The organism is Streptomyces sp. DH41 (assembly GCF_029813785.1).
Taxonomy (GTDB): domain Bacteria; phylum Actinomycetota; class Actinomycetes; order Streptomycetales; family Streptomycetaceae; genus Streptomyces.
The window spans coordinates 97,964-121,676 of the sequence record NZ_JARVKY010000003.1 but is presented as its reverse complement, the minus strand read 5'-3'; the positions used below and the strand labels follow the sequence as shown (position 1 = coordinate 121,676).

The 23,713-nt window shown below is 71.8% G+C and carries 24 protein-coding genes; 5 read left to right on the top strand and 19 right to left on the bottom strand.

What is annotated here, in order from left to right; genetic code table 11:
• Positions 1–15 precede the first annotated feature (15 nt).
• The 16 genes from ispG to QC283_RS07030 all read right to left on the bottom strand — a co-directional run bounded on the left by ispG (position 16) and on the right by QC283_RS07030 (position 17,054).
• A complete protein-coding gene (gene ispG / locus QC283_RS07105; protein ID WP_279560506.1) occupies positions 16–1,170 on the bottom strand; it encodes a flavodoxin-dependent (E)-4-hydroxy-3-methylbut-2-enyl-diphosphate synthase in 1,155 nt (384 codons plus the stop codon).
• A gap of 4 nt (positions 1,171–1,174) precedes the next feature.
• Entirely contained in the window at positions 1,175–2,197 is a 1,023-nt protein-coding gene (gene hpnH / locus QC283_RS07100; RefSeq protein WP_279560505.1) for an adenosyl-hopene transferase HpnH, read from the bottom strand.
• Between the two features lie 6 nt (positions 2,198–2,203).
• Positions 2,204–2,845, bottom strand: a complete 642-nt coding sequence (locus QC283_RS07095) for a phosphorylase family protein (RefSeq protein ID WP_279560504.1) — start codon at positions 2,843–2,845, stop codon at positions 2,204–2,206.
• Positions 2,845–4,914 (bottom strand): squalene--hopene cyclase, encoded by a 2,070-nt coding sequence (shc, locus tag QC283_RS07090; RefSeq protein ID WP_279560503.1) that lies wholly within the window; start codon positions 4,912–4,914, stop codon positions 2,845–2,847. Before shc ends, QC283_RS07095 begins: the two co-directional genes overlap by 1 nt.
• Before the next feature lie 118 nt (positions 4,915–5,032).
• Complete coding sequence (locus QC283_RS07085; protein WP_279560791.1) at positions 5,033–6,097, bottom strand: polyprenyl synthetase family protein; 1,065 nt, start codon at positions 6,095–6,097, stop codon at positions 5,033–5,035.
• A 68-nt stretch (positions 6,098–6,165) separates the two neighbouring features.
• Positions 6,166–7,602, bottom strand: coding sequence for a hydroxysqualene dehydroxylase HpnE (gene hpnE, locus QC283_RS07080; protein ID WP_279560502.1), 1,437 nt, complete (start codon positions 7,600–7,602; stop codon positions 6,166–6,168).
• Complete coding sequence (locus QC283_RS07075; RefSeq protein ID WP_279560501.1) at positions 7,599–7,757, bottom strand: DUF6380 family protein; 159 nt, start codon at positions 7,755–7,757, stop codon at positions 7,599–7,601. The genes hpnE and QC283_RS07075 overlap by 4 nt, the downstream gene beginning before the upstream one ends.
• The gene (hpnD, locus tag QC283_RS07070) at positions 7,757–8,707 is read right to left on the bottom strand and encodes a presqualene diphosphate synthase HpnD (protein ID WP_279560500.1); all 951 of its coding nucleotides are present in this window, start codon (positions 8,705–8,707) and stop codon (positions 7,757–7,759) included. The genes QC283_RS07075 and hpnD overlap by 1 nt, the downstream gene beginning before the upstream one ends.
• Entirely contained in the window at positions 8,704–9,606 is a 903-nt protein-coding gene (gene hpnC, locus QC283_RS07065; protein WP_279560499.1) for a squalene synthase HpnC, read from the bottom strand. The genes hpnD and hpnC overlap by 4 nt, the downstream gene beginning before the upstream one ends.
• Positions 9,607–9,966: 360 nt before the next feature.
• Positions 9,967–10,746: an ABC transporter ATP-binding protein gene (locus tag QC283_RS07060; RefSeq protein ID WP_279560498.1), complete on the bottom strand. Its 780-nt coding sequence runs from the start codon at positions 10,744–10,746 to the stop codon at positions 9,967–9,969.
• On the bottom strand, positions 10,739–11,668 hold the full coding sequence (locus tag QC283_RS07055) for an ABC transporter permease (protein ID WP_279560497.1): 930 nt from the start codon (positions 11,666–11,668) through the stop codon (positions 10,739–10,741). Before QC283_RS07055 ends, QC283_RS07060 begins: the two co-directional genes overlap by 8 nt.
• Before the next feature lie 96 nt (positions 11,669–11,764).
• Positions 11,765–12,637 (bottom strand): glycosyltransferase family 2 protein, encoded by an 873-nt coding sequence (locus QC283_RS07050; protein WP_279560496.1) that lies wholly within the window; start codon positions 12,635–12,637, stop codon positions 11,765–11,767.
• An 8-nt stretch (positions 12,638–12,645) separates the two neighbouring features.
• Positions 12,646–13,425 carry a CDP-alcohol phosphatidyltransferase family protein gene (locus QC283_RS07045; protein WP_279560495.1) on the bottom strand — a complete coding sequence of 260 codons (780 nt, stop codon included), beginning with the start codon at positions 13,423–13,425 and terminating at the stop codon, positions 12,646–12,648.
• A complete protein-coding gene (locus QC283_RS07040; RefSeq protein ID WP_279560494.1) occupies positions 13,403–14,464 on the bottom strand; it encodes an iron-containing alcohol dehydrogenase family protein in 1,062 nt (353 codons plus the stop codon). The genes QC283_RS07045 and QC283_RS07040 overlap by 23 nt, the downstream gene beginning before the upstream one ends.
• On the bottom strand, positions 14,452–15,204 hold the full coding sequence (locus tag QC283_RS07035) for a phosphocholine cytidylyltransferase family protein (RefSeq protein WP_279560493.1): 753 nt from the start codon (positions 15,202–15,204) through the stop codon (positions 14,452–14,454). Before QC283_RS07035 ends, QC283_RS07040 begins: the two co-directional genes overlap by 13 nt.
• Positions 15,201–17,054: a DUF5941 domain-containing protein gene (locus QC283_RS07030; RefSeq protein WP_279560492.1), complete on the bottom strand. Its 1,854-nt coding sequence runs from the start codon at positions 17,052–17,054 to the stop codon at positions 15,201–15,203. The genes QC283_RS07035 and QC283_RS07030 overlap by 4 nt, the downstream gene beginning before the upstream one ends.
• A 490-nt stretch (positions 17,055–17,544) precedes the next feature.
• Here QC283_RS07030 and QC283_RS07025 point away from each other — a divergent pair, with 490 nt between their 5' ends.
• Both QC283_RS07025 and idi read left to right on the top strand, forming a co-directional pair.
• Positions 17,545–18,483 (top strand): cation diffusion facilitator family transporter, encoded by a 939-nt coding sequence (locus QC283_RS07025; RefSeq protein WP_279560491.1) that lies wholly within the window; start codon positions 17,545–17,547, stop codon positions 18,481–18,483.
• A 273-nt stretch (positions 18,484–18,756) separates the two neighbouring features.
• Positions 18,757–19,350: an isopentenyl-diphosphate Delta-isomerase gene (gene idi / locus QC283_RS07020; protein ID WP_279560490.1), complete on the top strand. Its 594-nt coding sequence runs from the start codon at positions 18,757–18,759 to the stop codon at positions 19,348–19,350.
• A 46-nt stretch (positions 19,351–19,396) separates the two neighbouring features.
• Here idi and QC283_RS07015 read toward each other — a convergent pair whose 3' ends face one another.
• Positions 19,397–19,849, bottom strand: coding sequence for an ATP-binding protein (locus QC283_RS07015; protein ID WP_279560790.1), 453 nt, complete (start codon positions 19,847–19,849; stop codon positions 19,397–19,399).
• Positions 19,850–20,054: 205 nt separating this feature from the next.
• On the opposite strand from QC283_RS07015, the gene QC283_RS07010 reads away from it, so the two are divergent.
• Positions 20,055–20,834 (top strand): enoyl-CoA hydratase/isomerase family protein, encoded by a 780-nt coding sequence (locus tag QC283_RS07010; protein WP_279560489.1) that lies wholly within the window; start codon positions 20,055–20,057, stop codon positions 20,832–20,834.
• On the opposite strand, the gene QC283_RS07005 is transcribed toward QC283_RS07010, so the two are convergent.
• Positions 20,821–21,456: a DJ-1/PfpI family protein gene (locus QC283_RS07005; RefSeq protein ID WP_279560488.1), complete on the bottom strand. Its 636-nt coding sequence runs from the start codon at positions 21,454–21,456 to the stop codon at positions 20,821–20,823. The genes QC283_RS07010 and QC283_RS07005 overlap by 14 nt on opposite strands.
• 41 nt (positions 21,457–21,497) lie before the next feature.
• The gene (locus QC283_RS07000; protein ID WP_279560487.1) at positions 21,498–22,457 is read right to left on the bottom strand and encodes a GlxA family transcriptional regulator; all 960 of its coding nucleotides are present in this window, start codon (positions 22,455–22,457) and stop codon (positions 21,498–21,500) included.
• Positions 22,458–22,594: 137 nt separating this feature from the next.
• On the opposite strand from QC283_RS07000, the gene QC283_RS06995 reads away from it, so the two are divergent.
• Positions 22,595–23,464: an SCO6745 family protein gene (locus QC283_RS06995; RefSeq protein WP_279560486.1), complete on the top strand. Its 870-nt coding sequence runs from the start codon at positions 22,595–22,597 to the stop codon at positions 23,462–23,464.
• Between the two features lie 94 nt (positions 23,465–23,558).
• The gene (locus QC283_RS06990) at positions 23,559–23,690 is read left to right on the top strand and encodes an LPFR motif small protein (RefSeq protein WP_256976191.1); all 132 of its coding nucleotides are present in this window, start codon (positions 23,559–23,561) and stop codon (positions 23,688–23,690) included.
• The last annotated feature ends 23 nt before the right edge of the window (positions 23,691–23,713 follow it).

Sequence of the window (23,713 nt, the reverse complement as noted above, 5' to 3'; positions counted from 1 at the left end):
TTCGGTCCGTGCTGTTCAGCTCACGGTGACGGCCGGCTCCCCCGACGCGCCGTCCTTCTCCATCTGCTCGGCGATCCGCATCGCCTCTTCGATGAGCGTCTCCACGATCTTCGACTCGGGGACGGTCCTGACGACCTCGCCCTTGACGAAGATCTGGCCCTTGCCGTTGCCGGAGGCGACGCCGAGGTCCGCCTCACGGGCCTCGCCGGGGCCGTTGACGACGCAGCCCATGACGGCGACGCGCAACGGCACCTCCATGCCCTCCAGGCCTGCCGTGACCTCGTCGGCCAGCTTGTAGACGTCCACCTGGGCACGGCCGCAGGAGGGGCAGGAGACGATCTCCAGCCGTCGTTCCCTGAGCCCCAGCGACTGGAGGATCTGGGTACCTACCTTGATCTCCTCGACCGGCGGGGCGGAGAGGGAGACGCGGATGGTGTCGCCGATGCCCTGGGAGAGCAGGGCGCCGAAGGCGACGGCCGACTTGATGGTGCCCTGGAAGGCGGGGCCGGCCTCGGTGACACCGAGGTGCAGCGGGTAGTCGCACTGGGCGGCGAGCTGGCGGTAGGCCTCGACCATGACGACCGGGTCGTTGTGCTTGACGGAGATCTTGATGTCCCGGAAGTCGTGCTCCTCGAAGAGGGACGCCTCCCACAACGCGGACTCCGCCAGCGCCTCGGGGGTCGCCCTGCCGTACTTCCGCAGCAGCCGCTTGTCCAGCGAGCCGGCGTTGACGCCGATGCGGATCGGAGTGCCGTGGTCGCGGGCCGCCTTGGCGATCTCCTTGACCTTGTCGTCGAACTCCTTGATGTTGCCCGGGTTCACGCGGACCGCCGCGCAGCCCGCCTCGATCGCGGCGAAGACGTACTTCGGCTGGAAGTGGATGTCGGCGATCACCGGGATCTGCGACTTCTTCGCGATCACGGCCAGCGCGTCCGCGTCGTCCTGCGTGGGGCAGGCCACCCGGACGATCTGACAGCCCGACGCCGTCAGCTCGGCGATCTGCTGGAGCGTCGCACCGACGTCCGACGTACGGGTCGTCGTCATCGACTGCACGGACACCGGGGCCCCGCCCCCGACGGCCACCGGCCCGACCTGGATCCGCCGCGACACGCGCCGCTCGGCGATCGGCCGGACCGGTACCTCGGGAACGCCCAGGGAGATGGCGGTCATGCCGTCAGTCCCGGTTCCCTGAGACCGTCTCCCGCATCGCACGCAGGGACTCCTTGAGCGAGCCCATGGTGGCCAGGACGGCGGTGGGCTCGTAGCCGCAGTGCGCCATGCAGTTGGCGCAGCGCGGGTCCTTGCCGCGACCGTACTTGTCCCAGTCGGTGTCCTCGATCAGCTCCCGGTACGTCGGGACGTACCCGTCGCTCATCAGGTAGCAGGGGCGCTGCCAGCCGAAGAGGGAGTAGTTCGGGATCGCCCACGCGGTGCACGGGAAGTCGACCTTGCCCTCGAGGAAGTCGAGGAACAGCGGGGAGTGGTTGAGCCGCCAGCGGGTCCGGTTGCCGCCCGAGAAGGCCTTCTTGAACAGCTCGCGGGTCTGCTCCACGCCCAGGAAGTGCTCCTGGTCGGGCGCCTTCTCGTAGGCGTAGGCGGGCGAGATCATCATTTCGTCGACCTGGAGGTCGTCGTTGAGGAAGTTGAGGACCTCGACGATGGTCTGCGGGGTGTCGGTGTTGAAGAAGGTCGAGTTGGTGGTCACCCGGAAGCCCCGCCGTTTGGCCTCCTTGATGGCCTCCACGGCCTCGTCGAACACACCTTCCTTCGCCACGGACTCGTCGTGCCGCTCCCGCAGCCCGTCGATGTGCACCGCGAAGGCGAAGTACGGCGAGGGCTTGAACTTGTCCATCTTCTTGCGCATGAGCAGCGCGTTGGTGCACAGGAAGACGTACTTCCGCTTGGCCACCAACTGGCGGACGATCTCGTCGATCTGAGGGTGCATCAGCGGTTCACCGCCGGCGATGGAGACCATCGGCGCGCCCGATTCGAGCACCGCGCCCACCGCCTGCGCGACCGGCATGCGCTGCTTGAGCACCCCGGCCGGGTGCTGGATCTTGCCGCATCCCTCGCACGCCAGGTTGCAGGCGAAGAGCGGCTCCAGCTCCACGATGAGGGGGAACTTGTCCCGTCGGCGGATCTTCTGTTCGGCCAGGTATGTAGCGACCTTGATGGACTGGCGCAGCGGCATGGCCATCTGGGCTCACCTCCGGGGGAGCGGCAAAGAACGGTGCCATTCGAAGAATGCGGGAAGAACGGATCGAAGGACGCGGAAAGCCGATATTCCACCGCGCACCGTGCCGATCCGGACGAGCTCGTGCTCTGGAGCGTCCACGACCACCCGCACGGCCGCAACCGGGCGCGCGCCCGTCCGGACGGCGCTCAGGAGCGTGGCCGCGGACTCCATGTCGACGGCGATCGCGCCGGTCGCCAGCAGATCGGCGCGTTCGGGGCCGCGGACGACGTGGTCCGAGCCGGTCAGCGGCCCGGTGTGGACGGTGCGTCCGGGCGCGGCACGCGCGAGTTCCTTGACGAGCCGGTCCGTCCCGACGCACGGGACGGTGGAGCGCGGGTCCCGGGTCTCCTCGGCGACGACCAGGTCGCCGGGGTGCATGCCGGGGGCGAGTCCGGCGCAGAATCCCGTGGCCAGCACGGCGGCGTCGCCGAGCGCCGGGTCGGCCAGGACCCGGGTGACCGAGCGCTCGGCCGCCTTCGGGCCCATGCCCGTGCGCAGGACGGTGACCGGCCCGCCGGCGCCGCCGCGGTCGCCGGTGCGCAGGGCGAGGTGCTCGATGCCGAGCGCGCAGGCGATCAGCAGCGGGGACGGGCCGGGCTGTCGGGTCATCAGCTGCCCTTCACCTCGGCCGTGGACGTGTCGGCCGTCTGCTGCCCGGCGGGGGCGGTGGCGGTGGCCTGCCCCGCGTGCGGCTTCTTGGCGAAGGGCTCTCCGTGGACGTACCGCCCGAGCGCGGTCAGCGGGAAGACCTGCCGGTAGAGGTGGTAGTTGATGGAGAAGTCCCAGGGGAAGCCGGTGCCCGTGAAGTAGGGCTCGTCCCAGGAGCCGTCCTCCCGCTGGGTGGCGGCGAGCCACGCGACGCCGCGCTCCACGGCCTTGGACTCCCGCTCCCCCGCCGCCAGCAGGGCCATCAGCGCCCAGGCGGTCTGCGAGGCGGTCGAGGCGCCCCGGCCGCTCCACGTCCTGGCGTCGTCGTAGGACCGCAGGTCCTCGCCCCAGCCGCCGTCGTCGTTCTGGACGGACTCCAGCCAGCTCACCGCGCGGCGGAGGGCCGGGTGCGAGACGGGGAGTCCGGCGGTGGTCAGGGCGGGTACGACGGAGCCGGTGCCGTAGATGTAGTTGACGCCCCAGCGGCCGAACCAGGAACCGTCCGGCTCCTGTTGGGCGAGCAGCCACTGGATGCCGCGCCGGGTGCGGGGGTCGTGGGTGAGGCCCTCGACGGCGAGGCTCTCGACGACGTGCGCGGTGACGTCCGCCGACGGCGGGTCGATGACCTCGCCGAAGTCGCAGAACGGCAGCCGGTTGGGGAACGGGCTGGTGTTGTCGACGTCGAACGCGCCCCAGGCACCGTTCTTCGACTGCATGCCGAGGTTCCAGCGGACGCCGCGGCCGATCGCCTTCTCCACCCGTTCCGGGTCGTGGTGTCTGACCCGGCGCAGGGCCAGGACCACCTCGGCGGTGTCGTCGATGTCGGGGTAGTTGTCGTTGTGGAACTCGAACGCCCAGCCGCCGGGCGGGAGTCCGGGCCGTTTCACCGACCAGTCACCGGGGCGCACGATCTGCTCACCGAGCATCCAGTCCGCGGCCTTCACCAGCTGCGGGTGGTCCTCGGGCACCCCGGCGTCGGCCAGCGCGATGGTGGCCAGGCAGGTGTCCCACACCGGGGACTGGCAGGCCTCGATCATCCGGGCGCCGTCCTCGCGCCACACGGCGAACCGGTCCAGCGACTCCAGTCCCGCGCGCATCACGGGGTGTTCGAGGTCGTAGCCGAGCAGGTACAGCGCGATGACCGAGTACACGGCCGGCGGCTGGATGCCGCCCCAGCAGCCGTCGTTCTCCTGCCGTTCGATGATCCAGCGGGCGGCGGTGTTCATCGCGGCCCGGCGCAGCCGGCGCGGGGCGACCTTGCGGTAGGCGTGCAGTGCCTTGTCGAGGCGCTGGAAGGTCCCGTCCCAGCTCGCCGCCGGAGCCAGGGGCCGCGCGGGGTTGGGGAGGGCCGGGTCGGTGTGCAGTTCGTCGAGCGGGAAGGGCGCGGGGCGCACCGGCCGTTTCGCGGAGACGATGGTGAGGGGGACGATGGTCTGCCGGGCCCAGCAGCCGAAGTCGTAGATGTTGAGCGGTACCCAGGTGGGGAAGTAGATGAGCTCCGGCGGGAGTTCGGGCAGGTCGTCCCACTTCCACCAGCCGAACAGGGCGAGCCAGATCCGGGTGAAGACCCGCGACGCGGCGATGCCGCCCCGCGCCCGGATCCATTCCGACGCCCTGGCCATGTGCGGGGCGTGGGGCTCGTCGCCGGCCAGGCGGAGGGCGACGTAGGCCTCGATGGTGGCGGACAGGTCGCCGGGGCCGCCGTAAAAGGTGGCCCAGGTGCCGTCCTCGCGCTGCTCGCCGCGGATGAACAGGGCGGCGGCCCGCGTGGTCTCGTCGTCACCGATGCCCAGGAACTGGCGGAGGAGCAGGTCCTCGGCGTCCATCGTGACGTTCGTCTCGAGGTCGCCCTTCCACCAGCCCTGGGCGTCCTGCCGGGAGAGCAGGAAGTCCGTGGCGCGCCGGGTGGCGCGTGCGGCGGCTTCTGGTACCCCGGCCGCCACGGCGGGGATCGTGATGTCGGTTTCGCTGGCCGCGGCTGCGAGGGGCTTCAGGGTGGCCCCGGTGCTTCCGTCGGTCGTCGCTGTCATGGCTTCCCCTTCGTGCAGTGTGCATACGGTGCTTCTGCTGTGGGTCCGCCGTCGGCCGGTGCTCGTCTACCCGCGACACCGGCCGGCGACTACGCGAGGGCTATTCGACCGATAGTGATCATCTCTTTCGTACGACGACGAAGTCCGCGAGCGCCGTGAAACGGTCCCGCACCCGGTCGGGCATGTCGACGGAGTCGAGGGCTTCGATGGCGATGGTGTGCTGACGGCGCGCCTCGTCGGCCGTCCACTCCCGGCCGCCCGCCTCTTCGATGAGGGCGGCGCGGGCCGCGAACTCCTCCTCGGAGAAGTTCGCGAAGTCGCTGGTCTTGGCGTCGGCGGCGAGGATCTCACCGAGCCGCTCGGAGGCGGGACCGCCCGCGGCGAGGGCGGCCACGACCGGGAGGGACTTCTTGCGCTGGCGCAGGTCGCTCCAGGTCTGCTTGCCGGTGGAGTCCGGGTCGCCCCAGATGCCGAGGAGGTCGTCGACGGCCTGGAAGGCCAGGCCGAGGTGGTAGCCGTACTTCTCCAGCAGGTCGGCGGTGCGCTCGTCGGCGCCGCCGAGCACGGCGCCGATGGAGCTGGCGGTGGCGATCAGGGCGCCGGTCTTGTTGCCCTCCATCTCCAGGCACTCCTCGACGCTGACGCGGTCGCGGTGCTCGTAGGAGATGTCCTGGGCCTGACCGTCGATCAGGGCGCGGGAGGCCTTGGTCAGGCGGCGGGTGGCACGGCCGGCCTCCACGGTGCCCAGCTCCAGCAGTATCTCGTTGGCCAGGGCGAACAGGGCGTCGCCGACCAGGATGGCCTGGGCGGGGCCGTGCACCTTCCAGACGGTGTCGCGGTGGCGGCGCTGCTCGTCGCCGTCCATCAGGTCGTCGTGCAGGAGGGAGAAGTTGTGCACCAGTTCCACGGCCACCGCGCCGGGTACGCCGACCTCGGGCGCGGCACCGGTGACCTCGGCGGAGAGCACCGCGAGCGCGGGCCGGACGGCCTTGCCGCCGTCGCCGTCCGCGGGCCTGCCCTGGGCGTCGATCCACCCGAAGTGGTACGCGGCGACGGTGTCCATGGGAGGTGCCAGGCGGTCGACGGCCGCCCGCAGGACCGGCGTGGCCAGGGTCCGGCCGCGCTCCAGAAGCGCGGTCACGTCCACCGTGGTCCTCGGAGCGGCCTTCGGGGCCGGGGGCACAGTGGGCACAGTCATTCCTCCAGTTGCGGTGCCGGGAGTGCGGGCGTCGGTCCCTCGCGGGGCGGCCTTCACGCGGCCTCCTCCAGGAAATCGGGGAGGAGGCCGCGGGACAGGCCCAGGGTGCCGAGGGCGGCGCCCGCCGCCGAGACACCGCTGCGAACCGCACTCTCCATGGTCGCGGGCCACCCGGTGGCGGTCCACGCTCCGGCCAGACAGAGGCCGGGTGCCTTGGTGCGGGCGCCGGGCCGGAGCCGTCCGACGCCGGGAGCGGGAACGAACGTCGCGGTGCGCTCCCTGGTCACGAAGAAGTCCTTCACCTCGGCGCCACGGGTGCGGGGCAGCAGCCGCTCCAGTTCGGGCAGGTACCGCTCGCGCAAGGTGGCCACGGGCTCGTCGATCTCGTTCTGCGCGGTCGACTGCGACAGCGCCAGGTACTGTCCCTCCTTCAGTCCGGAGGCCTCGGTACGGTCGAACACCCACTGCACCGGGGTGCCGAGAGCCGTCAGGAACGGCGTGGCGAGCACCTTGCGGTCGTAGATCACGTGGACGTTGAGGATCGGCGCGGTGTCGATCTGCAGGAGGTTCTCGGGGGCGTCGAGGGCGCCCGCGGGCAGCAGGTCGTGCGCCTCGCGCTGCGGTACGGCGAGGACGACCGCGTCCGCGTCGAGCGTCTCGCCGGGTACCTGGACGCTCCAGCCGCCGTTCTCGTGTCCGCGCACGGAGGTGACGCGGGTACGGACCTCGGTGCGGACGCCCGCGGCGTCGAGCGCCTCGCGGGCCAGCCGGTCGTGCAGCTCCCCCAGCGGGACGCGGGCCCAGCCGATGTCGGCCGCGCCGGGCTCGGAGAGCAGACCGGTCTTGAACACCATCGCGGCGAGCCCGAGGGAGGCGTCGCCCGCGACCGCGTTGAGGGTGGCGACCCCGACCAGGTCCCACAGGGCCTCGATGGCGCGTGCCGACTGGCCGTGCGCGGTCAGCCAGCTGCCGAAGTCCTGGGTGTCCAGAGCCGGGTCGGCGGGGTCGAGCCCTTTGAGGGCGAGCGCGGCACGCCCGACACTCGCGCGCTCGGCGAGCGAGAGATGCGGGTACGTGGCCAGGCTCCGCCCCAGATGCAGGGGCACGGGCAGCGCGTCGCGCCGCAGTCTGCCGAGCCTTCGGCCCTCGGGCCGGGCCAGGTCGACGACGGGTACGTCGAGACGTTCCTGCACCGGAGCGAGCGCCGCTCCCCCGATGCGGTCGAGGAACCAGCGGTAGGCGGTGCAGCAGCGCAGGTACACGTGCTGGCCGTTGTCGACGGTGAGGCCGCCGCGCTGGAAGGAGAAGGCGAGTCCGCCCAGACGCGGACGTCCTTCGAGCAGGGTGACACGCACCCCGGCATCGGCGAGCGCGAGCGCGGCGGTGACACCGGCGAGTCCGCCGCCGACCACGACGGCGTGTCCGCCGGGGCGGAGGGCGGAGACGTCCGCGAGCTGCCCGCCGTCACGCGTGCCGTTGCCGTCGGTCATGGTGCGCCTTTCCCTGTCCGGTCGCCGCGGTGCTTGAACGGCGTACGGCCGACCGTCTCAGTCAGGGACGCCGACCGCCACCGGAGGGTTGCCCGCCGTTCGTGGCCCCAGGCTTCGCCTGGTGCCGGAGTGTCGAGTGTGCCGGGTGTGTCCATCAGCCGCGCCTCCTGACGGCCCGCCGGGTGACGTGCCGGGCGTCGAGCCCGGACAGTCCGCGCACGGCGACGTACGCCTTCTCGCGTCCGGGGAGCGAGACCCGGCCGCGCAGCACGGCCTCGGGGTCGCGCTCGATACGGTCCAGGAGACGGCGGTAGATGCCGGCCATGGCGGCCACGCAGGCGCCGCTGCGCCGGTCGAGCAGGGGCAGCAGCCGGTAGCCCTCGGCGAAAAGGGCGCGGGCCCTGCGCACTTCGAAGTGCACGAGGCCCGCGAAGTCGGAGCCCTCGGGTGGCGTCGGCCCGCTGAACCCGGCCGAGCAGCCGAACTTGGCGAGGTCGTCGGCGGGCAGGTAGGTCCGCCCGCCCTCGGCGTCCTCCCGGACGTCGCGCAGGATGTTGGTGAGCTGGAGTGCGAGACCGAGCGTGTCGGCGTACTCGGGCGCGCGCTCGGCGCCGCGCGCCCCCGGCTCCGTACCGAACACGCCGAGCGAGAGGCGTCCGATGGCGCCCGCCACGCAGCGGCAGTAGACCTTCAGGTCGTCCCAGGTCTCGTAGGTCTCGCCGCGCAGGTCCATCTGGACGCCGTCGATCAGCTCGTCGAGGCCGCCGAGCGGGATCGGGAAGGCACGGGAGGCGTGGGCGAGGGCGACGGCGACCGGGTCGGTGTCGTCCTCGTCGACCGCGCCCTCGTGGATGCGGGCGAGCACCGCCCGGGTCTCCTCGAGCCTGGTGACCTTGACGTCGTCGGGCAGCACCCCGTCGCCGATGTCGTCGACCCGGCGCGAGAACGCGTACAGCGCCGACATCGCCCGGCGCTTGGGCGTCGGCAGGAGCCGGATGCCGTAGGCGAAGTTGCGGGCCTGCTGTCCGGTGACGGCCTCGCAGTAGCTGTAGGCGGCGAGTACCGGTGCCGACGCGTGTTCTGACGACTCCACGGTCCCGATCACCCCTCTCCTCGCAGGGTCACGCCCACCTCGCGCAGCAACTGGGCCTTGCTGGGCTTGGGCGGGCCGGGAAGTACGTCGTGGTCGGCGGCGGCGATCGCCCGGACGGCCGCCCTGCCGCCCGCCACGAACCCCGCGAGCAGCAGACGCAGCCTGCCGTGAACGCTACCCACCAGGGGTGCGCCCTCACTCATCAGGTCGCGGGCGCGCCCGGCCTCGTAGGCGATCAGGGCGCGCACCGAGGCACTCGCGGTGGGCGCGGAGAGGTCCGTCTCCTGGACGTGGAAGCGTTTCATGTCCTCGGCGGGCAGGTAGATACGGTCCCGGCTCAGGTCCTCGGCGACGTCCTGGAGGTGCTCGACGATCTGCAGCGCGGTGCAGATGGCGTCGGAGCGGCGGATCCGCTCGGGCGTCGAGGTGCCGGTGACGGCGAGGACGAGCCGGCCGACCGGGTTGGCGGACAGCTCGCAGTAGGCGAGGAGGTCGTCGTAGGTCTCGTACCGCGCGACCAGCTGGTCCTGTCGGTTGGCGGCGATCAGGCCGAGGAAGGGGCCGGGGGTGAGCGAGCGGCGGCGCACGGTCGGCTGGAGGCGGCGCAGCAGCGGGTGGCCGGGGGTGCCGTCGAAGACCCTGCGCAGGTCTTCCTCGAAGGCGTCCAGCATCAGCAGCCGGTCGTCGGCCCGGTCGGCGGGGACGCCGAGGAGGCGGGCGTCGGCACCGCCGGGGGCCAGATCGCCGTCGCCGATGTCGTCGACGAGGCGGGCGAAGCCGTACACGGCCATGAGGTCGGTGCGCCAGGCGCGGGGGAGGAAGAAGGGGGCGACGGGGAAGTTCTCGTCCGCGGCCTTGGCGAGGGTGGCGCGCTCCGGGTCGACGGCGTGCGCCGCACCGCTCACCGTCATCGCGGGCTGCCCTGGGCGGGGACGGCGCACGCTTCGCGGAGGTGGGGAGTTTCCGTAGCCATTGCCGTCATATCTCCCGTTCTACACTGCGGACACAATACACACTATTTCGGACACGCCGCCTGACCGCCCGTGCGGCAGGCCCGCCCGTGGGTGTCGGGGATTATCGCCCCATGTGCCGCGTTTCGGGACCGGTACAGCTTACGTTGTACAACTCACGGAGGTTCGCCGGGGTCCTCCGCGCATCACGACAACACATCGATCGGCTTCAAGATTCCCAAAAACTCCGGGAGTTGACCGTTTCTTTCGCAGACGCGGGGCAGCGCCGGAACAGTTCCGGCGCGGCTCCGGCGTGTCGGGCTACTTGCCCGTGAACTTCTCGTACTCCTTGAGCACCTCGTCGGTCGGGCCGTCCATGCGCAGCTCGCCGCGCTCCAGCCACAGGACGCGGTTGCAGGTGTCGCGGATGGACTTGTTGTTGTGGCTGACCAGGAAGACGGTGCCGGCCTCCTTGCGCAGTTCCCGGATGCGCTGCTCGGAGCGCGTCTGGAACTTGCGGTCGCCGGTGGCCAGCGCCTCGTCGATCATCAGGACGTCGTGGTCCTTGGCGGCTGCGATGGAGAAGCGCAGGCGGGCGGCCATGCCTGAGGAGTAGGTGCGCATCGGCAGGGTGATGAAGTCGCCCTTCTCGTTGATGCCGGAGAAGTCGACGATGTCCTGGTAGCGCTCCTTGATCTGCTCGCGGGTCATGCCCATGGCCAGTCCGCCGAGGATGATGTTCCGCTCGCCGGTCAGGTCGTTCATCAGGGCCGCGTTCACCCCGAGCAGGGAGGGCTGGCCGTCGGTGTAGACCTTGCCCCGCTCGGCGGGCAGCAGGCCCGCGATGGCCCGCAGCAGGGTCGACTTGCCGGACCCGTTGGATCCGATCAGGCCGATGGCCTCGCCCCGGTAGGCGGTGAAGGAGACGCCCCGCACGGCGTGCACCTTGCGCACGCCCCGCTGCTCACCCTTTTTGATCATCCGGCTCAGGGCCGCGGTCGCGCTCCCCTTGCCGGTCTTGGCGCCGTTGACGCGGTAGACGATGTGCAGTTCGTCCGCGATGACCGTCGGCACCCGCTCGCCCTGCTGCTGCTCAGCCACGGCCGTACCTCTCCTCCGCCTTCCAGAAGTACACGAAGCCGCCCACCGCGAGGAGCACGGACCAGCCGAGCGCGACCGCCCACACGTGCGGCGGCAGGTTCTCGGAGCCGTACCCGTCGATCAGCGCGAAGCGGATCAGGTCCATGAAGACGGCGGCCGGGTTCCACTGGAGCACGTCGGCGAGCCAGGCCGGCTTGTCCTCCAGCATGATCGGGATGGAGAACATGACGCCCGACGCGTACATCCAGGTCCGCATGATGAACGGCATCAGCTGGGCCAGGTCCGGGGTCTTCGCCCCCATCCGGGCCACGATCAGCGCCAGTCCCATGTTGAAGAGGAACTGCAGGACGAGCGCCGGAACGACCAGCAGCCAGGACAGCGAGGGGTAGCTGCCGAAGCCGATCACCACCGCGAACAGCACGATCATCGAGGCCAGCAGCTGCTGGAGCTGCTGCAGGGCGAACGAGATCGGGAGCGAGGCGCGCGGGAAGTGCAGCGCCCGCACCAGGCCGAGGTTGCCGGCGATGGCGCGCACGCCCGCCATCGCCGAGGACTGGGTGAAGGTGAAGACGAACACGCCCGTCACCAGGAACGGGATGTAGACGTCCTTGTCCATGCCGCGGCCGGCGTTGAGGATCAGGCCGAAGATCAGGAAGTAGACGAGCGCGTTCAGCAGCGGCGTGGCCACCTGCCACAGCTGACCGAGCTTGGCCTGGCTGTACTGGGCGGTCAGCTTCGCCTGGGAGAAGGCGAGGATGAAGTGCCGCCGTCCCCAGAGCTGACGGACGTACTCCATGAGGGACGGCCGGGCACCGCTCACGGACAGCCCGTGCTTGGCGGCGAGCCGGGCCGGTGTGAGGCCCTCGTCGGGCGACACGGGCTTGGTCATGGCGACCGTGCCGTCGTGCGTTGTCTCACTCACTGGTGGAAACTTTCGTCTTCGGAATGCTCGGCCGCGCGGACCTGGCATGGACCTGTTGACCCGGGTCGGGCCGGGACGCTCTCGGATACGAGCTTGTCAGATCACGGGAGGCCGGCCCAGCCGGGTCAGCCGCCACACCGTACGCCACCTCATGGGCCGGCGAGGTCCGCAGGGGGTGGCCCAGCCCTCGCGGAAGCCGCCGAACCAGGCCTTCAGGGCCGACCGGGAGGGGCGGCGCAGCAGTGTGAGCAGCATCCACACCCCGAGGTAGACCGGGACGAGGAGTACGGGGAGGTTGCGGCGAGCCAGCCAGACCCGGTTGCGCGCGACCATGCGGTGGTAGACCGCGTGCCGCGAGGGCGCGGTCGTGGGGTGGTTCAGCACCATGTCCGACCGGTAGTCGATCATCCAGCCCGCGTCCAGGGCCCGCCAGGCCAGGTCGGTCTCCTCGTGGGCGTAGAAGAACGCGTCCGGCAGGCCGCCGACCTGCGTGAGGACGCGGGTGCGCACGGCGTTGGCGCCGCCGAGGAAGGTGGTCACGCGGGAGGAGCGCATCGGGTCCGAGGCGCGCAGGCGCGGGACGTGCCGGCGCTGGGTCTCGCCGGTGTCCGGGTCGGCGATGCGGAAGCTGATGATGCCCAGCTCGTCGTCGGCCGCGAAGGCCTCGCGGCACAGCTCGGCGGTGTCGGTGCGGGCGAGCAGGCCGTCGTCGTCGAGGAAGAGCAGGATGTCGACGTCCCGCCCGCCCGGGCCGAAGGCCTCGATGCCGACGTTGCGGCCGCCGGGGATGCCCAGGTTCTCGGGCAGCTCGACGGTGCGCACGCCGTCGGGCACCTCCGGGACGGGCGAGCCGTTGCCGACCACGACCACCTCGACCGGGTCGCCGTCCTGCTTGGCCACCGAGTCGAGCAGGGCGCGCAGTTCCTCGGGGCGGTTGCCCATCGTGATGACGACGGCGCCGACCTTCATGGCGCCACTCACTTGAGCCTGCTGGAGGCGAGGATGGACACCAGGTGGAGCAGGGTCTGCACAAGCGCGATGCCCGCGAGTACGGCGGTGCCGAGACGGGTGAAGAACAGGTCTCCCCGGCTCGCGTCGACGATCGCGAGGACGAGGATCAGCAGGGACGCCTCGATGCCGAGGATCAGCCGGTGGAACTTGAGCGCCCCGGCGGCCCGGCGGGCCAGCGCCATGCCGGAGGACCGCGGCTCGGACGCGGACTCCTTGACCGGCTCCTTCCCGGTCTGGTGCCGGGCGACGCCCACCAGGTCGGTCTCGGCCTTGATCAGGATGGCGCCGAGGGCGGCCAGGGTGCCGAGGAAGGCCCACAGCCAGTCGATCCGCCCGGTGCCCCAGACGTCGGCGGCGCGCAGCCCGAGGCCGACCAGGACCGCCGCGTCGGTCAGGTAGGCGCCGACCCGGTCGAGGTAGACGCCGCCGAGCGAGTACTGCTTCTTCCAGCGGGCGACCTCGCCGTCGACGCAGTCCAGCAGCAGGTACAGCTGGACCGCCACCACGCCGAGCACGGCGCCCGTGATCCCCGGCACCAGCAGGGCCGGGGCCGCGAGCACGCCGCAGACGGTCATCAGGTACGTGAGCTGGTTGGGCGTGATCCTGGTGTTCACCAGATAGCGGTCGATCCGCAGCGAGACCTCGCGCATGTAGAGGCGTCCCGCCCAGTGCTCACCGCTGCGCCGGTCCTTGACCCCCGCGGGATGGACGACCGGACGTAGTTCAGCTACCGATGGCCTTGACATAGTCGGCGTACATGTCCTTGATCTGGTCGGTTTCGAGGTCGAGGTGTTCGAGGATCGTGTAGCGGCCGGGCCGGGTCTGCGGCGCGAACTCCACGGCCCGGACGAACTCGTCCGGGGTGAAGCCGATCTCCTCCGGCAGCACCGGCAGACCGTGCCGGCGCAGTACCGCGGCCATGTGGGCGGATTCCTCGTGGGCGCCGCGCAGATACATCGCGAAGGCCGCGCCCAGGCCGCACTGCTCGCCGTGGGCGGCCGCGCGGGCGGGGAAGAGCAGGTCGAAGGCGTGGTTGATCTCGTGGCAGGCGCCGGAGGCGGGCCGCGAGTCTCCGGAGACCGACATGGCGATGCCGGTCAGGACCAGGCCCTCGGCAAGCACCTGGAGGAAGTCGTTGTCGCCGACGCCGCCCGGGTGCCGGAGCACGGCCTCGCCGGCCTGGCGGGCCATCGCGGCGGCCAGGCCGTCGATCCGCTCGCCCTTGACCCGGTTGGCCAGCTCCCAGTCCGCGATCGCGGAGACGTTGGAGACGGCGTCGCCGATGCCCGCGCGCACGAAGCGCACCGGTGCCTCGCGGATGACGTCCAGGTCGATGACGACGGCGATCGGGTTCGGGACGCCGTACGAGCCGCGGCCCGCGTCGTTGTCCAGGGTGGCGACCGGCGAGCACAGCCCGTCGTGCGCGAGGTTCGTGGGTACGGCGACCAACGGCAGGCCGATGCGCGCCGCGGCGAACTTGGCACAGTCGATGATCTTGCCGCCGCCGAGGCCGACGACCGCGTCGTAGTGGCCGCCCTTCATGGCACCGGCCAGCTTGATCGCGTCGTCCAGGGTGCCGCCGCCGACCTCGAACCAGTCGGCGCCGGGCAGCGACGGGGCGACGCGCTCACGCAGCCGGGCGCCCGAGCCGCCGCTGACGGCGACGGCGAGCTTGCCCGAGTGGGAGATGCGCTCGTCCGCGAGCACACATCCCAGGTCGTCGAGGGCACCCGCGCGGATGTCCACGACGACCGGCGACGGGATGAGCCTCGTCAGTACAGGCACGCGATCTCCCGGCCCTTGGCGAGGTCGTCGTGGTTGTCGATCTCGACCCACTTGACGTCGCCGATCGGCGCCACGTCGATCCTGAAGCCGCGGTTGACCAGCTCCTGGTAGCCGTCCTCGTAGTACAGCTGCGGGTCGCGCTCGAAGGTGGTCTTCAGGGCGTCGGCCAGCTCCACGGCGGCCTCGCCCTCGATGAGGGTGACACCGATGTACTCGCCGGTCGCCTCGGCCGGGTCCATCAGCTTGGTGATGCGCTGGACGCCCTTGTCGGGGTCGACGACGACCTTCATCTCCTCCTCGGCGAGGCTCTTCACCGTGTCGAGCGCGAGGATGATCTTCTTGCCGTCGCCGCGGGCGGCGAGCAGGGTCTTCTCGACGGAGACCGGGTGCACGGTGTCGCCGTTGGCGAGGATCACGCCGTCCTTGAGGGCGTCACGGCCGCACCACAGGGAGTAGGCGTTGTTCCACTCCTCGGCCTTGTCGTTGTCGATGAGGGTGAGCTTGACGCCGTACTTCCGCTCCAGCTCCTCCTTGCGGTCGTACACGGCTTCCTTGCGGTAGCCGACGATGATCCCGACCTCGGTCAGGCCGACCTCGGCGAAGTTGGCCAGCGTCAGGTCCAGCACCGTGATGCTGTCCTCCGCTCCCTCGGGGCCGACCGGGACCAGTGCCTTGGGCAGGGTGTCGGTGTAGGGGCGCAGACGGCGTCCGGCGCCGGCCGCCAGCACGAGGCCGATCATGCGGGTTCTCCTTCGTCGTGTACGGCGGGTGCGCCGCCCTTGTGGGCGGCGACCCAGAAGCGGATGCTCTCCACGAGCACCACGAGAGCCACGGCCACGGCGAGGACCGTGAGCGCGACCTTGAACTGTGTGGCGGTGAGCAGCACGGCCAGCACGGTGATCACCAGCGTGCGGCCCTCGTGCCCCCCGACCGTCCGCACCAGCCACTGCGGCGGCGCGCCCGCGCCGCCACGGATGCGGTAGACCGTGTCGTAGTGATGGTAGGCGACCGCGGCCACCAGCCCGAAAGCCGCCGGAAGCGCCCCGTTCACGTCGGCCTTCGCCGCCAGTACCAGGACGGTGCCGTACTCGGCGGCGCGCAGGAACGGCGGGACCAGCCAGTCGAGGGCGCCCTTGAGGGGACGGGCGACGGCGAGGGCGGACGTAGTGACGTAGGCGAGGGCGGCCACGGCCGGCCAAGGGCCGCCGAAGTCGGTGAACGCGGCGGTCAGGGCGACGGCGAGGCCACCGAGGAGGGCGACGGCGGGGGCGGTGAAGCCGGGCAGCCGGCGAGCGGGCTTGCGGAAGATCCTGGCGGCGGCCTCGGCGAGCGGGCCGGAGTCCGCCAGGTCGGCCAGCGCCCCGGCGGCCCGGTCGGTCCGCGTGGCCCTGCGCGTCAGCGAGCGCAGGACACGGCCCGCGGTGGTGTACGTCGCGGCGAACGCGCAGCCGATCAGCAGCGCGTACAGGGTGATCCGGGGCGTGGTGACGGCGGTCAGGACGGCGATCATGGCCCAGCGTTCGCCGATGGGCAGGACGATCATGCGGCGGACCCAGACCGTCCAGCCGACGCTGTCGAGCCGGTCGGAGAGGGCGGCGGTGGGGCTTGTGTTGGCGGCGGCGTCGTGGTTGGCCTCGTTGAACGAGAAGTCGACGACGTGCCGGCAGGTCTGCAGGACCATCGCGCCGAGCGCCAGGGCCCATACGTCGTCGCCGCCGCGGGCTGCTCCGAGGGCGAGGCCCGCGTAGTAGGCGTACTCCTTGGCGCGGTCGAAGGTGGCGTCCAGCCAGGCGCCGAGCGTGGAGTACTGCAGGGAGTAGCGGGCGAGCTGCCCGTCGGTGCAGTCGAGGACGAAGGAGGCGATGAGCAGGACACCGGCGGCGACGAAACCGCCGCGGGTGCCGGTGGCCGCGCAGCCCGCCGCTATGAGGGCGGTGATGAGCGAGGCGGTGGTGACCTGGTTGGGGGTCAGCCCGCGCCGCGCGCACCAGCGGGCGATGTAGCGGGAGTAGGGGCTGATGAAGTAGGTGGTGACGAAGCCGTCGCGGGCCTTGACCGCCGACTTCAGGCGTACGGCCTCGTCGTCGACGTCGGCGACGGCCTGCCGGGCCTCGTTGCGGGCCTGGGGGTCGGCGGGGACGGCGGCGACCAGGCTGCCGAGCTCCGGTCGGTGCACGTCGGCGCCGTCGGCGTCGAGGGCGGCGGTGATCCGGTCGGCGAGGCTGTCGAGGTCCCTCACGCTCGGCTTCACTGCCGCGGGGGCGCCCCCGTCCACCGTGCCGCCGCCCGCGGAGTTCTCGCGGGCCATCGCTCGGGTCAGAGCCTGGCGGGCTTCGGGCTGGGCGGTCACGGCGCCCGGGATCGCGGCGAGCGGGAAGCGGGGGTCGGTGAGGCCCAGGCGCAGGGCGTGCGGGTGGCCGACGAAGCGGGCGTCGACCACGGCGACCCGCTCACCGCCCGGCACCCGGGCCAGCAGCGTCTCGGTGTCGGCGGCGTCGGAGGCGAGACGCACGTCGAAGCCGAGGGACCGCAGCTCGCTCTCGATCGACGAACCGGGGACCGGCTGACCGGTGAGGATGGCGGTCGACAACCGAACTCACTCCCTGGGTACCGACGCCTGGGCGCCGGGCCTGCGCATGGTGGGACGCCCGTGCCTGCGGCACCCGGGCGGCATGTCGGCAGAGGTTATCGGATACCCGGAACGCCGTGTTCACCGCCCGTTTCTCGGTCGGTCGGCGCCGCTTGCACCCGTCTTTGCCGCGATCATCATCGTGGATGCGGGGCCCGCCCCACAAACCGCGCTCGCAGACCGGGCATCGCGGACATCGCACAGTGTCGGCAACCGTTCGCAGACGGTCAGGGCGGCCCGCTCCCGGCCCTTCGCCGACCTTGCCGGGGCTCTGCCTCCGCGCCCCTGCGGAGCTCTGACCTGCGTAACGTTTCCGCAGGTCAGGGCACATGACAACGGTGTTCAGTGCCGCGTTGCCGGATACCCCCTACCCGTAGTTGACTGTGATCCGAACTCCGCGCACCGGATGCCGGAGGCCGGTACCGTCGACCGCACAGAGAGGCTGCTTCCCATGGGGGCTGGGCACGATCACGGGCATGCGCACGGGGCGCACGCCGCAGGGACGGCGTCCGCCGCGTACCGCGGCAGGCTTCGGGTGGCGCTGGCGATCACGCTCTTCGTCATGGTCGTCCAGATCGTCGGTGGCGTGCTCGCCGACTCGCTCGCGCTGGTCGCCGACGCGGCGCACATGGCGACCGACGCGCTGGGGCTCGGCATGGCGCTGCTGGCCATCCACTTCGCGAACCTGCCGCCCAGCGACCGGCGCACCTTCGGCTACGCCCGGGCCGAGATCCTCGCGGCCCTGGCCAACTGCCTGCTGCTGCTCGGCGTCGGCGGCTACGTCCTGTACGAGGCGATCGAGCGATTCGTCACGCCCGCCGAGACCAACGGCGGGCTGGCCGTCGTCTTCGGCGTGATCGGCCTGGTGGCGAACATGGTGTCGCTGACGCTGCTGATGCGGGGCCAGAAGGAGAGCCTCAACGTGCGGGGCGCCTTCCTGGAGGTGGCGGCCGACGCGCTGGGCTCGCTGACCGTGATCGTGTCGGCGCTGGTGATCCTGGGCACCGGCTGGCAGGCGGCCGACCCGATCGCCTCACTGGTCATCGGCCTGATGATCGTGCCGCGTACGTGGCGGCTGCTGCGCGAGACCCTGGACGTACTGCTGGAGGCCGCCCCCAAGGGTGTGGACATCGCCGAGGTGCGCGCCCACATACTGGCGCTGGACGGGGTCGAGGACGTCCACGACCTGCACGCCTGGACGATCACCTCGGGCATGCCGGTGCTGTCGGCGCACGTGGTGGTGAGCGGCGAGGCGCTGAGCGCGATCGGCCACGAGAAGATGCTCCACGAGTTGCAGGGCTGCCTGGGCGACCACTTCGACGTGGAGCACTGCACCTTCCAGCTGGAGCCCAGCGGACACGCGGAGCACGAGGCGCGGCTGTGCCACTGAGGGACGGTGGCGCCGGCGAACCGCTTCCGCACGGCGCGCCTCCGTCCCGGTCCCGTCTCCTTCCCGACCACGTCTCCTTCCCGGCCACGCCGCGGACGGTTCCCGGTGTGCGGGGCCGGGCACGATGATCACTTGGGCCCCTTCCTCGGCGCCCGCCCGGTGACGACCGCCGCCCGCGCCCTCGCGCGGAACATGCGGGAGTGCCGGGAAGTGCCGAGAGCGCCGGATTCGTACGGCACACTTGGGGCGCGAGGACCGATGTGAAGGATGGGTATGCCGATCACTCCTGCCACCGCGACGCACAGTTCGTCGAACGGCACCGCAGACGCGATTTTGCTGGAACTGGTCGACGAGAACGGCGTGACGCTCGGCACCGCGGAGAAGCTCTCCGCGCACCAGCCTCCGGGGCAGCTGCACCGCGCCTTCTCCGTGTTCCTCTTCGACGAGCGGGGCCGGCTGCTGCTCCAGCAGCGGGCGCTGGGCAAGTACCACTCCCCCGGTGTGTGGTCCAACACCTGCTGCGGTCACCCCTACCCCGGGGAGGCCCCCTTCGCGGCGGCGGCCCGGCGGACGTACGAGGAGCTGGGCGTCTCGCCGTCGCTGCTCGCCGAGGCGGGCACGGTGCGTTACAACCACCCGGACCCGGCCTCGGGGCTCGTCGAGCAGGAGTACAACCACCTGTTCGTCGGCCTGGTGCAGGCGGCGCCGCGACCCGACCCGGAGGAAGTGGCCGAGACGGCGTTCGTGTCCCCGGCCGAGCTGACCGAGCGGCATGAGCGGGACACCTTCTCGGCGTGGTTCATGACGGTGCTGGACGCGGCCCGGCCCGCCGTCCGCGAGCTGACGGGCCCGTCCGCCGGCTGGTGAGCGTGTCCGCCGGCCGGTAAGCCCCGGCGCCGGTCGGCGATCGCGCCTACGGAAGGGCCTGTTTGAGCGGCATGGCGGCCCAGATCACCTTGCCGCCGCTCGCCGTGTGGGCCACGTCGCACGCCCCTCCCGCCTCCAGGGTGATCTCCCGCACCAGGAGCAGCCCACGCCCGCCCGTCCGGCCGTGGTCCGCCTCCAGGGCGGTCGGGCGGTAGGGGTGGCTGTCCTCCACGGACACCCGCACCCACTCGGGCCCGACGGCGACCTCCACGGCGAGCACCGGCGACAGCACCGCCGCGTGCCGGACGGCGTTCGTGACCAGCTCCGAGACGATCAGGAGCAGGCCCTCGGTCACGTCGTCGGAGACCGGCACGCCCTGGCGCACCAGCAGGTCCCGCACGGCGTGCCGCGCCTGCGGGACCGACGCGTCCACGGCGGGGGCGGTGAACCGCCAGACGCCTTCGTACGGCATCGGTTGTGCGGGCCCGGTCTCGTCCATCGTCCGGTCGCCACCCTCGGGCTCGATTGTCACCACACCCCTGAGTGTTGGTAACGCGTCGCTCCAGTTCGGAGAACTGAACACAAGTCGGCAGATATCGAACACTTCTGATCGTTGGCGTATGACACGGTCAGTTGTGGGACCGTTCCTGTCCCGCCCGCACCGGCCGCACGTACCCAACGGATCGACGGATAGCATCCGGGCCATGGAGCCGCAGCTGCTGCACCGGGTCGCCGACTCGGTCGCCACCGTCGTCGTCCACCACGCGGCCAAGCGGAACGCCATGACGGCCGCGATGTGGCGGGCGCTGCCCGAGCTGCTCGACGCCCTCGCGGCCGATCCGGCGGTACGGGCCCTGGTGCTCACCGGCGAGGGAACGACGTTCTGCGCCGGGGCCGACATCTCGACCCTGCGGGAGTCGGCCCAGGAGGCGCAAGGACTCGCCGTGCGCGCGGAGGAGGCCCTCGCGGCCTTCCCCAAGCCGACGCTGGCGGCGATCCGCGGTCACTGTGTGGGCGGCGGGGCGCAGCTGGCGGCCGCCTGCGACCTGCGGTTCGCCGAGGAGTCGGCGCTGTTCGGAGTGACCCCGGCCAAACTGGGGGTCGTGTATCCGGCGTCCTCGACCCGGCGGCTGGTGGCGCTGACGGGCCCGGCCACCGCGAAGTACCTGCTGTTCTCCGGGGAGTTGATCGACGCCGGGCGGGCGCTGCGCACCGGTCTGGTCGACGAGGTGCTGCCGGAGGGCGAACTCGGCAAGCGGGTCGCGGAGTTCACCCGGGTCCTGGCGTCGCGCTCGCGGCTGACGCAGGCCGCGGCGAAGGAGTTCGCGAACGGGCGCACGGACCGGGACGCGTACTGGAGCGCCGAGGCGCGCGGCAGCGGCGACACCGCGGAGGGGGTCGCCGCCTTCCTCGAGCGCAGACAGCCGCGTTTCGGCTGGAGTGTGCCGGGGAGCGCGCCGGGAAGCGCGTCTACTTCGGGATGAACCGGTTCCGGGTGCGGAACTCCTCGACGAGAGGGGCGGGCGCCTTCTGCGGGGAGCCGGCGTCGTAGGGCGGCTGCGGGTCGTACTCCAGCAGCAGCTGGACCGCCTGCGCGTGCTCGTCCCCGGCGATCCGGCCCACCAGGGTGAGGCCCATGTCGAGGCCGGCGGAGACGCCGGCCGCGGTGACGTACTTGCCGTCGGTGACCACCCGCTCCCCGGTCGGCTCGATACCGAACGGCTTCAGGAGCTCCAGGGCCAGCCAGTGCGAGGTGGCGCGGCGGCCGGCCAGCAGCCCCGCGGCGGCGAGCAGCAGGGAGCCCGAGCAGACCGAGGTGGTCCAGGTGCTGGAGGCGTCGGCGGAGCGCAGCCAGTCCAGCAGGGTCTCGTTGTCCATCTGCGCCTCCTGACCGGGGCCGCCCGGCACCACGACGACGTCCGGGCTCGGCACGTCCGCCAGGGTCCGGTCGGCGGTCAGCGCCAGGCTCCCCGAATCGTTGCGGACGGGGCCGGTCCGCTCGGCGACGAAGACGGTCTCCGCGTCCGGTATGCGGCTCAGGGTCTCGTACGGGCCCACGGCGTCGAGGGCGGTGAAACGGTCGAAGAGCACGATGGCGATCTGCACGTGTTTCCTTTCGGGGTCGCTCGGTGATCGGGGACGCGCCCTCAGTGGACGGGCGCGGGACGGAACCGGCGGCGGTACTCGGCCGGTGAGGTTCCGAGGGCCTTGACGAAGGCGCGGCGCATGGCCTCCGGCGTGCCGTAGCCGCTGACGCGGGACACCTCCTCCACACCGTCGCCGGTGTCCTCCAGCAGCCGGCGGGCGTGTTCCAGGCGGACCCGGTCGACGTACCGGCCGGGTGTCGTGCCGGTCTCCGCCTGGAAGGCGCGGGCGAAGTGGCGCGGCGAGAAACCGGCGCGGGCGGCGAGGGACTCGACACTCAGATCGGCGCCCGGGTGCTCGGTGATCCACTGCTGGAGCTCGCGCAGAGGCTCGCGCCGTGCGGTCTGGGCGGCGAGCTGGACGCTGAACTGGGCCTGGTTCCCGGGCCGGCGCAGGAACACCACCAGATGGCGGGCGACGGTCAGAGCGGCGTCCCGGTCCAGGTCCTCCTCCACCAGGGCGAGGGCGAGGTCGATGCCGGAGGTGACGCCGGCGGACGTGGCGACGTGGCCGTCGCGGATGTAGATCGGGTCGGGGTCGACGTCCACGGCCGGGTGGTCGCGGGCGAGCCGGTCGGAGTAGGCCCAGTGGGTGGTGACGCGGCGGCCGTCCAGCAGCCCCGCCCCGGCGAGCAGGATCGCCCCGGTGCAGACGGAGACCAGGCGCCGGACGCGCGGTCCGTTCACCCGCAGCCAGTCGATCAGGCGCGGGTCGGGATTCCGGCTGCCTTGGCCGCCGGGGACGATCAGGGTGTCCGGGCCGGACACGTCGGTCAGCGCCTGGTCCGGTACGACGGTCAGACCGCTGAACGTGCGCACGGGGGCGCCGTCCAGCGAGGCCGTGCGGACGCGGTACGTCCCCGGTGTGTGCGTCTCGGCGCCCGCGAAGACCTCCACCGGCCCGGTGACGTCGAGGCTCTGGACGTCGTCGAAGAGGACGACGAGGACGGTTCGCTGCGCCATGCCGTCGATTCTTCGCCCGGGCGCCGGTGACCGCAATGACGAGTTCCCCACCTTTCCTGCCATGCGTCATCGACCCCCCGGAGAAGGGCATGAGGGACGCATGGAGGACGTACTGAGCGGTTGGTAACGTGCGCGGCATGACCACTGCCGCCCTCGACGCCCGTGCCGGCCGTCGCTGCCACAACGCCCTCAACTCACTGCACTCGACGCACTACTTCTCACCCGACCTGGGCCGGGAACTGGGCGCTCTCGGGGTCACCGACCCCCGGGCCGTCAACTTCGCCGTGCGCGCCGCCGCGCTGGGGCCGGTCGGCGCCGGCGCCGTGACGGCGACGTTCTACAACTACAAGCACGACCTCGTCGCCCGCCATGTGCCCGCGGTGTGGGAGACCGTCACGCCCGGACAGGTACTGGCGGCACGCGAACGAGCCGTCGACGCGACGCTGCGCCGCCTGCTCGGCGAGGAGGCCCTGGCGTCCGCGGAGATGTCTCAGGCGGCCGGTCTGGCGCTGCGCGCCGCCGAAGGCTGCTCCCGCGGCGCCCGCCCGCTGTACTCCGCCCACGCGGACCTGCCCGTGCCCGACGCGCCGCACCTGGCGCTCTGGCACGCGGCGACCCTGCTGCGCGAGCACCGGGGCGACGGCCACCTCGCCGCGCTGATGGCCGCGGGGCTCGACGGTCTGGAGGCGCTGGTGACGCACACCGCCACCGGCAAGGGCATGGCCCCGAAGTGGATCTTCACCACCCGTGGCTGGAGCCAGGCGGAGTGGGACGCGGCGACGGGCCGGCTGCGCCAGCGCGAGCTGCTCGACGACGCCGGGGAGCTGACCGAGCGGGGTGTCGCGCTGCGCGACGGGATCGAACGGGAGACGGACCGGCTGGACACCGCCCCCTACGCACACCTCGGTGCGGAGGGCGTGGCTCGTCTGACCGAACTCGCAACGGCCTTCGCGCGCACGGCACTCGGCGCGGGCGCCTTCCCGGCGGACCTGCTCGGCAAGCGCTGACCGGGTCCACGCCCGCCGACGGGCATGTCCGGCCGTTCCGGAGGTACCCGTAGGTCTCCCGGCCGCAGGGGCCGGGCGAGGAAAGGGGCTCTTCGTGTTCCGTGCCATCGCAGACGTACTGCGCCAGATCGGTGGCGCCGTCGCCACCGTCGTGACGCTTCCCTTCCGGGCGCTGGCCCGGCTTTTCGGCGGGGCCTCGTCGTCCACCCGTGGCCGCAGGGTCTGATCCCGGGCTCCGGCGCCGGCGCG

Bases quoted from the DNA above. Each gene is read 5' to 3' on its own strand.
- ispG (WP_279560506.1), bottom strand. From the start codon at position 1,170: ATGACCGCCATCTCCCTGGGCGTTCCCGAGGTACCGGTCCGGCCGATC.
- hpnH (WP_279560505.1), bottom strand. From the start codon at position 2,197: ATGGCCATGCCGCTGCGCCAGTCCATCAAGGTCGCTACATACCTGGCC.
- QC283_RS07095 (WP_279560504.1), bottom strand. From the start codon at position 2,845: ATGACCCGACAGCCCGGCCCGTCCCCGCTGCTGATCGCCTGCGCGCTC.
- shc (WP_279560503.1), bottom strand. From the start codon at position 4,914: ATGACAGCGACGACCGACGGAAGCACCGGGGCCACCCTGAAGCCCCTC.
- hpnE (WP_279560502.1), bottom strand. From the start codon at position 7,602: ATGACCGACGGCAACGGCACGCGTGACGGCGGGCAGCTCGCGGACGTC.
- QC283_RS07075 (WP_279560501.1), bottom strand. From the start codon at position 7,757: ATGGACACACCCGGCACACTCGACACTCCGGCACCAGGCGAAGCCTGG.
- hpnC (WP_279560499.1), bottom strand. From the start codon at position 9,606: ATGACGGTGAGCGGTGCGGCGCACGCCGTCGACCCGGAGCGCGCCACC.
- QC283_RS07050 (WP_279560496.1), bottom strand. From the start codon at position 12,637: ATGAAGGTCGGCGCCGTCGTCATCACGATGGGCAACCGCCCCGAGGAA.
- QC283_RS07045 (WP_279560495.1), bottom strand. From the start codon at position 13,425: ATGTCAAGGCCATCGGTAGCTGAACTACGTCCGGTCGTCCATCCCGCG.
- QC283_RS07035 (WP_279560493.1), bottom strand. From the start codon at position 15,204: ATGATCGGCCTCGTGCTGGCGGCCGGCGCCGGACGCCGTCTGCGCCCC.
- QC283_RS07025 (WP_279560491.1), top strand. From the start codon at position 17,545: ATGGGGGCTGGGCACGATCACGGGCATGCGCACGGGGCGCACGCCGCA.
- idi (WP_279560490.1), top strand. From the start codon at position 18,757: ATGCCGATCACTCCTGCCACCGCGACGCACAGTTCGTCGAACGGCACC.
- QC283_RS07015 (WP_279560790.1), bottom strand. From the start codon at position 19,849: ATGGACGAGACCGGGCCCGCACAACCGATGCCGTACGAAGGCGTCTGG.
- QC283_RS07010 (WP_279560489.1), top strand. From the start codon at position 20,055: ATGGAGCCGCAGCTGCTGCACCGGGTCGCCGACTCGGTCGCCACCGTC.
- QC283_RS07000 (WP_279560487.1), bottom strand. From the start codon at position 22,457: ATGGCGCAGCGAACCGTCCTCGTCGTCCTCTTCGACGACGTCCAGAGC.
- QC283_RS06995 (WP_279560486.1), top strand. From the start codon at position 22,595: ATGACCACTGCCGCCCTCGACGCCCGTGCCGGCCGTCGCTGCCACAAC.